Below are 11,398 nucleotides of genomic sequence, written 5' to 3'. Positions count from 1 at the left end.
ATTACTGCGTTTAGCTAGTTTTAGTCAGCTAAAATTCTAAATTCTTTTTGGGCAATTAAATTGCCTTGCTCATCAACTACATCAACACGCCAATGGCCTGTTTGTGTGTCCATGATATTTTTTGTTGAGTACGTTCTGTAGCGAGGCGAAGTAACATTAAGTGTAATTTCAGCCATAGTTTCACCTTCAAACGACCAAACATGCTTAACTTGCTGGCCTTGAAGATTTTTAATCTCACTAAAAAACGATACGCCTTCATCAAACTGACTTAATCTAATATCAGCAGCAAACACATTAGTGGGCTCACGCTTACTTACTTTACGAGTAAGTACTGCACGGCTAATTTTACCTGTATCTATTTGCGCCCCCAATGCCACACTTGCCACTTGTGCTGTAGGTGAAAAACCTTCAGTGCCACTCAATGCACCATCATCACTTTCTAAATCTAAAAGTAAGTCGCTTTGACTGGCTGGCTCAGCTACGTTTTGAGCTTCTGCGGTTTCTTCTTGCACATCATTATCAAGGTTTGAGTTTAACTCTGTATTAATACTCTCACTTTGATCAATCACAATATCGTTGTTAGCTAATAAAACTGTATCAGTATTTACAAGCTCAGCGTCATCAGATGTATTACTTGAAATGCTTAGTTGAGCCTCATTTTGCTCAGCTGACAACGGTTCAATCCGAGCTTGCATTACCTCTGCAGGCTCATTAGGGGTATTGTTTACTGATGATTCAGGCTCAACATCCGTTACTTCAACGCTTGCCTGGTTTTGAGCGTTACTGCTAAAGCTTAAAAATTGCTCCTGCTCATTTGGATGCTCACCTTGCTCAGCACTGGCTGACGTTGTTAAGCCATACACAACTGCTGCAGAGGTCATTAATACCAACATAGCAATACTCACAATACGACGCCAATTCCACTCGTAGCTTACCGTTGGTACACTCTCATGTAGTTCGCGTTTAACATTTGCTTTAATAACTATTTTTTGACTCATATTGACCTCAGCGGTTCCAAAATTAGCTTAAACGAGCAATTAACCATTGGCGAATAGCTTGCAATTCTTCTGCGCAAACTTGGTGAGCCATTGGGTATTCTTGCCAGCTTACATCCATGTTATGTGCTGTTAATACTTCAAACGCACTTCTTCCCGCACTATGCGGTACAACGTTATCTTGGCTACCATGAGCCATAAATACGTTTAAATCAGTATGCTTTGCTTCATCAGCAAATTTTTGCGGCACACACATATAAGTAGAAAGCGCCATAACACCCCCAAGCTTTTGCTCAAAGCGCGGTGCTAAATGCAGAGACACAACACCACCTTGAGAAAAACCAGCTAAAATAATTTTATTAGCAGGTATGCCATTAGCAATTTCTTTATTAATTAACTCTTCTACCTTTGCAGCCGAATCCCTTACGCCTTGTTCATCGGCACGCTTATCTAATTCTATAGATTTAATATCGTACCAAGAGCGCATTTCCATGCCACCATTTATGGTGACCGGTTGTACTGGCGCATGCGGAAAAACAAACCGTATACCAAGCTCACTTGGTAAATTAAGCTGCGGAGCTACTGGCGCAAAACCATCCCCAGAGTCACCTAAACCATGTAACCAAATAACCGTTGCTTTGTGCTCACTTTGGGCTGCATATTCTACAAATTCTAAACTCATAGTGATGATTGCCACTTAACTTCTTGGCCTGCTTGGCGAGTTGAGGCTTCATTTATAAACGCCCAAAATTCAGCGCCAGAACGGTTATCGATCCATAATCCATCACGCATTTCAAAATGATGTCCGTTAAACTTAGTCGCAACCCATACTTGATGAAGAGGTGCTTGCTTGTTAATCACTATTTTACTTTTATCAGGAAAAATAATTTCTAAAATACCTTGTGCCGATTCGTAATCTAAATCAGCTTCGCAATCATCAACCTGCTCTTCAATAGTGAACATAAGAGCTTCGGCTAATTGGTGATATTCGTGTTCAGTCATTGTTATTTCCTTTGCAGGCGAGCCGCCTAATATTGGGTACGTTTTAGCTTTGAATTAGCTTTAAAAATGTGCAGCTAGGGCCTGTTAACCTTTCAGGATTGAAATTTGTTCTATCTAGGGGCGATTTAATCGCGGCGCGAGGTTTGTAACCTAGTGGACTAAGTTAAAACCGAGCAACAAAGAGTAAATCGTTCCTAGGACGAACCCAACGGGCAGCGCAAATTCAACCTCGAGAGATAAACAAGTCCTAGTGTAACAGGAATAAAATCATCCGCGAATAGCTGCATTTTTTAGATATTCTGTTACTCTGCGATTATAAAGCCAGCAACCGTATTAATCTAATGAAAGCGACACATACCTTACAATTAAAAAAACTATTAATAAGCACTGTACTGTTAAGCGCCTTAGCTGGCTGCGGACAAAGCGGTCCGTTATATTTACCAGAGCAACAAACAGAGCAAAACCAACCTCAAAATACAGCTAAACCAGCCACTACCGCTGAGCAAGCCAAAACATCACAAAGTCAGGAGCAATAAATGGATTATTTTAACTACAAAAACAACCAATTATTTGCCGAAGACGTCAGTGTGGCAAGCATAGCGCAGCAATACGGCACGCCGTGTTATGTGTACTCGCGTGCTACATTTGAGCGCCATTATTTAGCGTTTGCTAACGCCACTAAGAATCATAAAAGCTTGGTATGTTACGCCGTAAAAGCAAACTCAAATATAGCCGTGCTTAATATATTAGCGCGCTTAGGATCGGGTTTCGATATTGTATCCAAAGGCGAACTTGCGCGTGTAATTAAAGCGGGAGGCGATGCTTCTAAAGTGGTTTTTTCGGGCGTGGCTAAAACAGCCGACGAAATAGCTTACGCATTAAAATTGGGGATTAAATGTTTTAATGTAGAGTCGGCCTCTGAGCTTGAGCGTATTTCTGAAGTGGCTTGCGAGCTTAACCTAGAAGCACCTATTTCTATTCGCGTAAACCCAGACATAGATGCAAAAACACATCCGTATATTTCTACTGGTTTAAAAGAAAATAAATTTGGTATTGATATTCAAACGGCTGTAAGCGTTTATCAACAAGCCGCTGCTTTACCGGGCTTAAAAATTATTGGTGTTGATTGCCATATTGGCTCTCAATTAACTGAAGTAAGGCCATTTTTAGAAGCCCTTGATAAATTAATGGCGCTTATTGATGAGCTAAAAACTAATGGTATTGAGCTAACTCACTTAGATATTGGTGGTGGTTTAGGCGTACCATATAACAACGAGCAACCACCGCACCCAAGTGAATATGCAGCGCAAGTTACCGAGCGCTTAGCTAACTATAAACACCTTGAACTAATTTTTGAACCAGGGCGCGCTATTGCAGCTAACGCAGGTATTTTAGTTACTCAAGTTGAATTTATTAAACAAAACCAAGACAAATTTTTTGCCATTGTAGATGCAGGTATGAACGACATGCTTCGCCCTGCGCTTTATCAAGCGTGGCAAAAAATCATTCCGGTATCAGTTCGCGACGACGAAACACCTACTCACAACTTTGATATTGTGGGCCCTGTGTGCGAAACCGGCGACTTTTTAGGAAAAGATCGTGAGCTAGCGCTTAAACAAGGCGACTTACTCGCACAGCGAAGTGCGGGTGCATATGGCTTTACCATGAGTTCAAACTACAACTCGCGCCCGCGTGTTGCAGAAATAATGGTAGATGGTCAGCAGCATCATCTTATTCGTGAACGCGAAACTATTGAAAGCCTTTATCAAGGTGAGAAAGTTTTACCATAAACGTTTTTGTCTACTAGCTGCTCTGTGGCATGATTAGCACAGAGCAAAACCGAATTAGAGCGCTATGTTAGTTAATTTTTCCAAAATGCACGGCTTAGGCAACGACTTTGTTGTGATTGATAACATTACACAAAATGTTTTTTTGTCGCGAGATCAAATCAAAAAACTGGCAGATCGCCATTTTGGCATTGGCTTTGACCAATTGCTGATGGTTGAAGCGCCATACTCTCCTGATCTCGACTTTCATTATCGAATATTTAATGCCGATGGTACCGAAGTAGAACAATGCGGTAACGGCGCACGCTGCTTTGCCCGCTTTGTACGTATGAAGGGCCTTACTAACAAGCATAAAATTACGGTGTCGACCAAGTCGGGCAACTTAACGCTCTACATAGAAAAAGACGGTCAAGTAACGGTTAACATGGGTCATCCTAATTTTGAGCCAAGTAAAATCCCTTTAAAAGCGAGCAAGCGCGAGCTTACTTATATTATTAGAACGCAAGAACACACTGTATTTAGTGGCGCGGTATCTATGGGCAACCCGCATTGCGTGCTAGAGGTTGACGACGTAACCACCGCGCAAGTTGATATATTGGGTCCATTACTTGAAAACCACGAACGCTTTCCACAAAAAGCGAACATTGGCTTTATGCAAGTTGTATCGCAAGAACACATTAAATTAAGAGTGTGGGAGCGCGGCGTTAACGAAACCCTAGCCTGTGGCACAGGTGCGTGTGCAGCAATGGTTATTGGTCATATGCAAAATAAGTTATCAACAACCGTTCAAGTAGATTTACCAGGCGGTAGCCTACAAGTACGTTGGAGTGGCGAAGGTCACCCGGTACGCATGACTGGCCCCGCAGAGCATGTGTTCGACGGGCAAGTAGCGCTATGAGCGAGCTAAGTAAAGAACAGGTTATTGCTTACTTGCAGCAACATCCTGATTTTTTGGTTCAACACCCGGAGCTACTCACACAACTTGAGCTGCAACAGCAAGCTCAAGGTGCAACGTCGCTGGTACATATTCAGCAACGCCAATTACGCGAGCACAACACGCTTTTAAAAAACCAAATAGACGCTATGAGCAAGCATGCAACGCAAAACGAGCTTGTATATCGTTTGTTTAGCCAGTGCCATCGCCAGCTTTGGAATCATGACGATTTTAACACTCTTGCAAATAATCTACGCAATATAATTTGCTCAAGTGAAGATGTTAACGACTGCAAATTAGTAAAATACAATCCCGAATACGACGAACTTATTTCACATCGCCTTACCCATTCTGGGCATTATTTAGGGCGTATTAATCAGCAAGAGCGCGAATTATTATTTAGTGAAGATACACAATCTGTCGCTATTTATTTAATTGGCGACACTAAACACCCTATCGCTATTTTGGCGTTTGGTAGCAGTAACGTAAACCATTTTGAGCCCGCTCAAGATAATCTGTTTGTACTCGACTTTATAAACGCATTACACCTGCGGTTGCAAAAACTAGCATGAGTGACGATGCGCCTAACATTACCCAGTTAAGCGATAATTGGCGTACACCCATAACGCTATTTAGCGATTATTTAAAGTTTGAAAAACAATATTCAGCGCACACAGTTAATCAATATGTAAGCCAGCTTGGCTTTGCAGCACTTTATTTTAGCAAATTATGTGACGACTGGTTTGGCGTGCAAGGCGAGCATATTCGCCGCTACAGCATGGCACTACGCTCAAAACAATTAAGTGGGCGTACTATTAGTTTAAAGCTCAGCTGCATTCGTAGTTTGTATAAGTTTTTAAAAGCAAAAAATATTGCCGAGCAATCGCATTACCATAATCCGGCGGTGGGTATAAAAGGTCCTAAGTTTGCAAAGCCCCTCCCTAAAAATCTCGATGTAGATCAAATGGCGCGCTTACTCGAAATACCCGACGACGAGCCTCTCGCTATTAGAGATAAAGCAATGATGGAGCTTATGTATTCATCAGGGCTGCGTATAAGCGAGTTAGTTGGCGCTAACATGCAAGATATTAGTGCTGCCAATGGCGAAATTTTAGTGCGTGGTAAAGGCAATAAAGAGCGGTTAATTCCGGTGGGCAAAAAAGCGTTAGACGCATTAAAAAAATGGCTCACAATACGCCCTCAGTTTACAAAACCCGATGAAATAGCAGTATTTTTAAGTAGCCAAAAAAATCGTATTTCGATTCGCCAAGTGCGCCTGCGTATGCAAGAGTGGGGAATAAAACAAGGCATTAGCTCGCAAGTTCACCCGCACAAGCTGCGCCACTCGTTTGCGTCACATATTTTAGAATCGTCTGGTGATTTACGCGCCGTACAAGAACTACTAGGGCACAGTAGTTTGTCGGCTACACAAGTGTATACGCATTTAGATTTTCAACATTTAGCCAAGGTGTACGACAACACCCACCCTCGCGCAAAAAAACGAACTGATTAGGGAAGTAAATATGATCCGATTTAATCGTGCTATTAAGCCATTTTCTGTCATGAGCTTTGATCTAGACGACACGCTATACAGCAATCACCCTATTATAAAAGCAGCCGTTAAAGCCCAACAAAATTATTTAAACGCGCTACCGGACTATCAAGAGCAAGGTCCAAAGTACTGGCAACTGTGCCGAGAACTTGCCGTAATACAAAACCCAGATCTCGCGGATGATGTAACTAAATGGCGCAAACACACCCTACGTTTAGCGCTTTCTAAACTTGGGTTTACCGCAGATGAAGTAGAGCACCATGCAAATGCCGCCTATAACGCCTTTGCCGATGCGCGCAGCAACATAATCGTAAGCGATGACGTACTTAACTTACTAGATAACCTAGCCAAACACTTTACGCTTGTTGCAATTACTAACGGTAACGTTGAAATTGAACGCTTTAACTTACACGATAAATTTGAACTCGTACTGCAAGCAGGTATGCACGGTAAAGCAAAACCTCACAGCACCTTATTTGATAAAGCAGCCACACATTTAAACGTTGCTAAAAGCGATATTTTACATATTGGCGATAGCCTAGATACCGACGTACAAGGCGCAAATAATGCCGGTTGCCAATCGGTATGGTTAAACGACCAAGGCGTTAATTATGCTTATAAAGGGCTGGCTGATATTGAAATAGCTAATATTCATGCCTTAACGCACTTTATTAAATAATACCAATTGCATTAAATAAGAGGTCACAATGAGCCACTATACCAAGCTAATTACCTTGCTATTAATTGGCTCGCTTAGCCTTAACGCTTATTTATTATGGCCGCAGCCTGCGTTAACTAAACCACAAAAAACACAAAGTACCCAGCAAAGTGTATTACCTAAACAACAAAATACGTTACTAAATACAGCAAAGCAGCAATTTAAACAACACCAATTTGAAGCCGCACTTAATAGCTATCAACAGTTAAAAAACAGCAATCCAGAAAGTGCAAAAAAACTTTATTCATCGTGGCTAATACAGCTTAAAACATGGCTAAGTAGCAATTTATTACTCAGCGAGTCATTTCTCAATGCGCTATTAAATAACAGCCCTTATAACGTAGAATTACTTAACTTTCAGGTTGAGTATTTAATAAGTAGCGAGCAAACACAAAACGCCATTATTGCTTTATTTGAGTTGTTTCCGTTGCTATCTGCTGATCAGCAAAGCAATGCAAATACACGCTTAAATACGCTCACTCAAAACGAATTACACACATTAACTGAGCAACAAAATTGGCAAGCTATTATTGAGCAAACACAAATTTGGCTTGATTATAAAAGCGATAACGCACAGTTTTTATACCCGCTTGCGTACGCCTACTATCAGCAAGGCGATTTAATTAGCGCACAAGCCACGCTTGATCGAATGCCAAACCAGCACAATCTAAAAAGCCAAGTGCAAACACTGCAAGCGATGATCAATAAAGCACAATCGCAAGACGACTTCGTTGCTTTAACGCCTTACGGCGCACATTACTTAATAAACACCGAAATAAATAATAATCTATCGACCGAACTAATGATTGATACCGGCGCAAGCGTGACCTCGCTACCTACAAGTATAATTGAGCAAATTTCGCCACAACCTTTATATTTAGGCGATGTAACGGTAAATACAGCTAACGGTCAAATTATTGTAAAGCGTTATCAAATTGAATCGTTTAAAGTGGGCTCGCAAATTATTTATGGTTTTGAAGTGTTGAGTATTGAGTACACCCGCGGGCAAGGTTTGCTAGGAATGAACTTTTTATCGCGATTTAAATTTAATATAAATCAGCAAACAGATGAGTTAGAGTTGAGCGCTAAGTAAACAAAAATAATAAAAGGAAGTTTATGCGTACTCTACTATTTACACTACTTTGTTTTTGGCAATGTAGTGCTCAGGCAACAAGTTACTTTTTAAAAGATACACGTTGTGAGGCTATTTCACCCGAAATAGAAATAAACCTGAGCACCACACTTAGAGATTTAGATAATCATCAAAGAAAAAGACAAAACCTTAGACAAAAAGCTCTTGATAAGTATAGCGAACAGTACAATCAACTGCATGAGCAACTATATGTAGAGGAACGTTTTACTACGCAAAGCCCCCATTCTGCTGAAGCCCCTACAATAAGCAGATCCAAAAAAAAATTACACTACCTTGTTAAGCTAACCCCCTCAAGAAACTGCAATCAGCAAGTCGCCATGACTAGCGAGCTATTTATTTCAGGAATGCACAAGCGCAGTTTATCAAATACCATTGAGGGAAATGCAATTGAAGTCACTTTAGACATAAACAGTTCCCCTAAGTTTACTCAATTTAACCCCCCCCTCATCACCCCAACTAACTTTTTTGGACTTCAACTTGGCAATAGCTATGAGCAGGTATTAGCGTCTCTCGGACTTGCCAGTTTATCGCTAAGCGATAAAAATAATGCAATACTTGTATATGGAAGAAATCATGCTTTTCACTTTAAAAACAATGTCTTTATAGGTTATCAGTTCCATGAAACGCTGCTACCTATGGTGATAAATAATGAGCTTTCTCTGACAAATGAAAAACTACAAATAAGCACCGGAAAAGATCAAGCTATTTTGTTAAATACTGATTTAACCCAACCAGCACTCAATAAATTAAAAAACAGTTTTGATGAAGTGGAAACCGCATCTTATAAAGTATCCATTAACAAATCAGAGCAAAGAGTCGTTGGTATATCGCACGGTGAACTAGTTGAACATATAGAGAGCACCACTCAATGCTATAACGGCACAATGTTGGCCGATGAATACTTAAAAACTCATAAAAATAGTAAAACGCTTAAAGTGGTTAATGAAGATCATGACAATATAATCATTACTCCTTGTTATGAGTTTATATATGAAGGCAACGGCTACATTTCTAAATTAAAGCTTGTGGAGCCCTTTTCAACCGCTAAAATTAAGCTCGCCGCATTAGCTGGCTATATTAATCAAAGTACACAGTGGAGCTTATCAGGCGTAAAATACAATGACCCTGTTGCAAGCCTTGCTAAGTTGGGCAATTACGATGAGTTTTTTGACTCAGCAGAATTTACTTCTCAACACTGGGATGGTTATTTTTATATTTATGACGGAAAGCTTTTAAGTGCAGAGCTTACAAGTAACGACTATTAATTTTCCTCTTTGAATTTTCTGTTAGAAAAGGACAAACATGTTATTAAACTATTTTTTACAGCAACTTGCAGAAAACCCAAAGAGCATTCAATTTACCGATACAATGGCGGTGATTGAAGCAAATTACGACTTTACTGCATGTGGCTTTAATAACCATGGATTACTTAGCGCTGCGAGTGAGAACAACGGATCGTGTAAAATTTTTGCGTTTGCTAAATTAAACGACTTAAGTAAACAAAATACGTTGGATTGTTTTGGTAAGTTTTACCGAGAAGACGTGCTGAAAAACCCTAAAGGGGATGATCACATGAACATTCGCACGTTTATGTTAGCACCAGAGGCAACACCGTTTTTAGGTATTACCTTTGAAGGCGAGCCACTAAAAGCAAAATAGTCAGCAAAAAATTAAAGTGGCTTTTCCATAAAATAACGCGTACCAGAGCGTGGGTAATTATTAAGTTGATACTTAACACTATAACCGCGCTTTTCATAAAAAGGTTTTGCTTGAAAATCAAGTGTATCAAGCTGAGCAGTTGTTGCTTCTAGTTCAATAGCAGCTTGTTCAAGTGCCGTTAGCAGTTTATCTGCAAGCCCTTTACCTCGTGCACTATCGCTACACCAAAGCCAACTAATCATCAGCCAATTTCCAAACACACACCCACTAATACCGGCAACAAGCTCGCCTTGCTCATCAGTAAATTTATAACCTAATGGCACTCTTTGCGCATCAAAATACTGGGCGTTAAATTCAACCATTTTACCACGTAGTATAGAGCTTAATACGTCGGAGTGATCTGCTTGTAATTGGTACATATTGCGCTTCTTAAAAAGCGAATGTTAGCAAACTCATATCATCAATACAGATTATTTTTACCATAAGGTACTTCAAGCATATTGCTGCCGGTTTTTTCTGGCTGACCGCACATTTCGTCATAAGCACTAGTTTGCCTTAATATCATCTGTGCATATGCTATTTTGTCAAAACGCTTTTGAACATGCAGTGGGCTTAGCGCTCTTAAAAACTCACCGCTGTCTTCTGTTACATAATATTCAACGTGATTAATCATTACCGATACTTGATAAAGCGCCATATCTAAAGAGTGAACAATAACTTTTTGTAGCGGCTCGTGCTTTTTTAACTGTGAAAATTTAATACCCATAATTTTTGCCTTAATTAAATTTAACATTATCGATACGCAGCTTTGCTATAATCGCGATCAAATTTTTATTAGCCGCTGGCATCACACGTTATGAGCACAAAAATCCGACTCGCTAAATATATTGCCCATGCAGGTATTTGTTCTCGTAAACAGGCATCGCGTTTAATTGATGAAGGTGTTGTGACTGTAAATAATCGCCCAGCAAATCATATTGATCACGTTGATGAGCAAGACACAATAATAGTGAACGAAAAAGAAATTAAAGGTGCTGCCGATTTAGTTTATTTTGCGTATCACAAACCAGTCGGTATTGATTGCAAATTAAATATTGATGACCCAGCCAGCCTTATTCACCATTTGCCTACACTCACCCGTGTTTACCCTATTGGACGATTAGATAAAGACTCTCGCGGTTTACTTATTTTGACCAACGATGGGGATTTTTGTAACCAACTAATACATCCAGACTTCCACCAGCCTAAGCATTATTTAGTCACCGTAAATAAGTCTTTAGACGATGCTTTTTGTAAAAAAATGGCAGCAGGTGTACCCGTTGATAAACACATAACCCTGCCTTGTGAAGTAAATAAAATAGCCAGTAACCAGTTTAGTATTGTTTTAAAGCAGGGGCTAAACAGGCAAATACGTAAAATGGCGCATTACTGCGGATACAAAGTTATTGATTTATATAGAGCGCAATTTAGTGACCTTGTACTTGAGGATTTAAACCTTTGTGAAGGGCAGTATATCCGCATTAATAAAGCTGATATTTTAAAAGCCCACAGCTAACCCCCTACCTATTAGCTTAAATAACATCCTAAAAAGTTAAAAA

The 11,398-nt window shown here is 40.1% G+C and carries 15 protein-coding genes; 10 read left to right on the top strand and 5 right to left on the bottom strand.

Going from position 1 to position 11,398, the window contains the following annotated elements; translation table 11 throughout:
* Positions 1 to 20: 20 nt before the first annotated feature.
* From GQR39_RS15190 to cyaY, 3 genes are read right to left on the bottom strand one after another with little or no spacing between them, the layout of a single operon-like run.
* Entirely contained in the window at positions 21 to 998 is a 978-nt protein-coding gene (locus tag GQR39_RS15190; RefSeq protein ID WP_165736040.1) for a DUF2914 domain-containing protein, read from the bottom strand.
* 22 nt (positions 999 to 1,020) lie between these two features.
* Entirely contained in the window at positions 1,021 to 1,677 is a 657-nt protein-coding gene (locus tag GQR39_RS15185; RefSeq protein ID WP_007580555.1) for a dienelactone hydrolase family protein, read from the bottom strand.
* On the bottom strand, positions 1,674 to 1,997 hold the full coding sequence (cyaY, locus tag GQR39_RS15180; protein ID WP_002960979.1) for an iron donor protein CyaY: 324 nt from the start codon (positions 1,995 to 1,997) through the stop codon (positions 1,674 to 1,676). The genes GQR39_RS15185 and cyaY overlap by 4 nt, the downstream gene beginning before the upstream one ends.
* Before the next feature lie 341 nt (positions 1,998 to 2,338).
* On the opposite strand from cyaY, the gene GQR39_RS15175 reads away from it, so the two are divergent.
* From GQR39_RS15175 to GQR39_RS15135, 9 genes are all read left to right on the top strand, one after another.
* A complete protein-coding gene (locus tag GQR39_RS15175; RefSeq protein ID WP_024589651.1) occupies positions 2,339 to 2,533 on the top strand; it encodes a lipoprotein in 195 nt (64 codons plus the stop codon).
* Positions 2,534 to 3,787: a diaminopimelate decarboxylase gene (gene lysA, locus GQR39_RS15170; protein ID WP_024589650.1), complete on the top strand. Its 1,254-nt coding sequence runs from the start codon at positions 2,534 to 2,536 to the stop codon at positions 3,785 to 3,787.
* A 64-nt stretch (positions 3,788 to 3,851) separates the two neighbouring features.
* Positions 3,852 to 4,682, top strand: coding sequence for a diaminopimelate epimerase (gene dapF / locus GQR39_RS15165; RefSeq protein ID WP_024609948.1), 831 nt, complete (start codon positions 3,852 to 3,854; stop codon positions 4,680 to 4,682).
* Complete coding sequence (locus GQR39_RS15160; protein ID WP_165736039.1) at positions 4,679 to 5,290, top strand: DUF484 family protein; 612 nt, start codon at positions 4,679 to 4,681, stop codon at positions 5,288 to 5,290. Before dapF ends, GQR39_RS15160 begins: the two co-directional genes overlap by 4 nt.
* On the top strand, positions 5,287 to 6,231 hold the full coding sequence (locus GQR39_RS15155; protein ID WP_007580545.1) for a tyrosine recombinase XerC: 945 nt from the start codon (positions 5,287 to 5,289) through the stop codon (positions 6,229 to 6,231). The genes GQR39_RS15160 and GQR39_RS15155 overlap by 4 nt, the downstream gene beginning before the upstream one ends.
* Positions 6,232 to 6,241: 10 nt before the next feature.
* Positions 6,242 to 6,949 (top strand): HAD-IA family hydrolase, encoded by a 708-nt coding sequence (locus tag GQR39_RS15150; protein WP_165736038.1) that lies wholly within the window; start codon positions 6,242 to 6,244, stop codon positions 6,947 to 6,949.
* Between the two features lie 28 nt (positions 6,950 to 6,977).
* Positions 6,978 to 8,081, top strand: coding sequence for a retroviral-like aspartic protease family protein (locus tag GQR39_RS15145; RefSeq protein WP_165736037.1), 1,104 nt, complete (start codon positions 6,978 to 6,980; stop codon positions 8,079 to 8,081).
* A gap of 23 nt (positions 8,082 to 8,104) precedes the next feature.
* Positions 8,105 to 9,406, top strand: coding sequence for a hypothetical protein (locus GQR39_RS15140; protein ID WP_165736036.1), 1,302 nt, complete (start codon positions 8,105 to 8,107; stop codon positions 9,404 to 9,406).
* A 37-nt stretch (positions 9,407 to 9,443) separates the two neighbouring features.
* Positions 9,444 to 9,800, top strand: coding sequence for a HopJ type III effector protein (locus GQR39_RS15135; RefSeq protein WP_165736035.1), 357 nt, complete (start codon positions 9,444 to 9,446; stop codon positions 9,798 to 9,800).
* Between the two features lie 11 nt (positions 9,801 to 9,811).
* Here GQR39_RS15135 and GQR39_RS15130 read toward each other — a convergent pair whose 3' ends face one another.
* Both GQR39_RS15130 and GQR39_RS15125 read right to left on the bottom strand, forming a co-directional pair.
* Positions 9,812 to 10,219 (bottom strand): GNAT family N-acetyltransferase, encoded by a 408-nt coding sequence (locus GQR39_RS15130; protein WP_165736034.1) that lies wholly within the window; start codon positions 10,217 to 10,219, stop codon positions 9,812 to 9,814.
* 41 nt (positions 10,220 to 10,260) lie between these two features.
* Positions 10,261 to 10,566 carry a DUF6482 family protein gene (locus GQR39_RS15125; RefSeq protein WP_165736033.1) on the bottom strand — a complete coding sequence of 102 codons (306 nt, stop codon included), beginning with the start codon at positions 10,564 to 10,566 and terminating at the stop codon, positions 10,261 to 10,263.
* A gap of 90 nt (positions 10,567 to 10,656) precedes the next feature.
* Here GQR39_RS15125 and GQR39_RS15120 point away from each other — a divergent pair, with 90 nt between their 5' ends.
* On the top strand, positions 10,657 to 11,355 hold the full coding sequence (locus GQR39_RS15120) for a pseudouridine synthase (protein WP_165736032.1): 699 nt from the start codon (positions 10,657 to 10,659) through the stop codon (positions 11,353 to 11,355).
* Positions 11,356 to 11,398: the final 43 nt, after the last annotated feature.

Source organism: Pseudoalteromonas sp. C8, assembly GCF_011378685.1.
Classification (GTDB): domain Bacteria; phylum Pseudomonadota; class Gammaproteobacteria; order Enterobacterales; family Alteromonadaceae; genus Pseudoalteromonas; species Pseudoalteromonas arctica.
This window is presented reverse-complemented; position numbering and strand designations above follow the sequence as displayed.

Excerpts from the sequence above, each read along its gene's own strand:
- GQR39_RS15190 (WP_165736040.1), bottom strand. The coding sequence starts at position 998 with ATGAGTCAAAAAATAGTTATTAAAGCAAATGTTAAACGCGAACTACAT.
- GQR39_RS15185 (WP_007580555.1), bottom strand. The coding sequence starts at position 1,677 with ATGAGTTTAGAATTTGTAGAATATGCAGCCCAAAGTGAGCACAAAGCA.
- cyaY (WP_002960979.1), bottom strand. The coding sequence starts at position 1,997 with ATGACTGAACACGAATATCACCAATTAGCCGAAGCTCTTATGTTCACT.
- GQR39_RS15175 (WP_024589651.1), top strand. The coding sequence starts at position 2,339 with ATGAAAGCGACACATACCTTACAATTAAAAAAACTATTAATAAGCACT.
- lysA (WP_024589650.1), top strand. The coding sequence starts at position 2,534 with ATGGATTATTTTAACTACAAAAACAACCAATTATTTGCCGAAGACGTC.
- dapF (WP_024609948.1), top strand. The coding sequence starts at position 3,852 with ATGTTAGTTAATTTTTCCAAAATGCACGGCTTAGGCAACGACTTTGTT.
- GQR39_RS15160 (WP_165736039.1), top strand. The coding sequence starts at position 4,679 with ATGAGCGAGCTAAGTAAAGAACAGGTTATTGCTTACTTGCAGCAACAT.
- GQR39_RS15155 (WP_007580545.1), top strand. The coding sequence starts at position 5,287 with ATGAGTGACGATGCGCCTAACATTACCCAGTTAAGCGATAATTGGCGT.
- GQR39_RS15150 (WP_165736038.1), top strand. The coding sequence starts at position 6,242 with ATGATCCGATTTAATCGTGCTATTAAGCCATTTTCTGTCATGAGCTTT.
- GQR39_RS15145 (WP_165736037.1), top strand. The coding sequence starts at position 6,978 with ATGAGCCACTATACCAAGCTAATTACCTTGCTATTAATTGGCTCGCTT.
- GQR39_RS15140 (WP_165736036.1), top strand. The coding sequence starts at position 8,105 with ATGCGTACTCTACTATTTACACTACTTTGTTTTTGGCAATGTAGTGCT.
- GQR39_RS15135 (WP_165736035.1), top strand. The coding sequence starts at position 9,444 with ATGTTATTAAACTATTTTTTACAGCAACTTGCAGAAAACCCAAAGAGC.
- GQR39_RS15130 (WP_165736034.1), bottom strand. The coding sequence starts at position 10,219 with ATGTACCAATTACAAGCAGATCACTCCGACGTATTAAGCTCTATACTA.
- GQR39_RS15125 (WP_165736033.1), bottom strand. The coding sequence starts at position 10,566 with ATGGGTATTAAATTTTCACAGTTAAAAAAGCACGAGCCGCTACAAAAA.
- GQR39_RS15120 (WP_165736032.1), top strand. The coding sequence starts at position 10,657 with ATGAGCACAAAAATCCGACTCGCTAAATATATTGCCCATGCAGGTATT.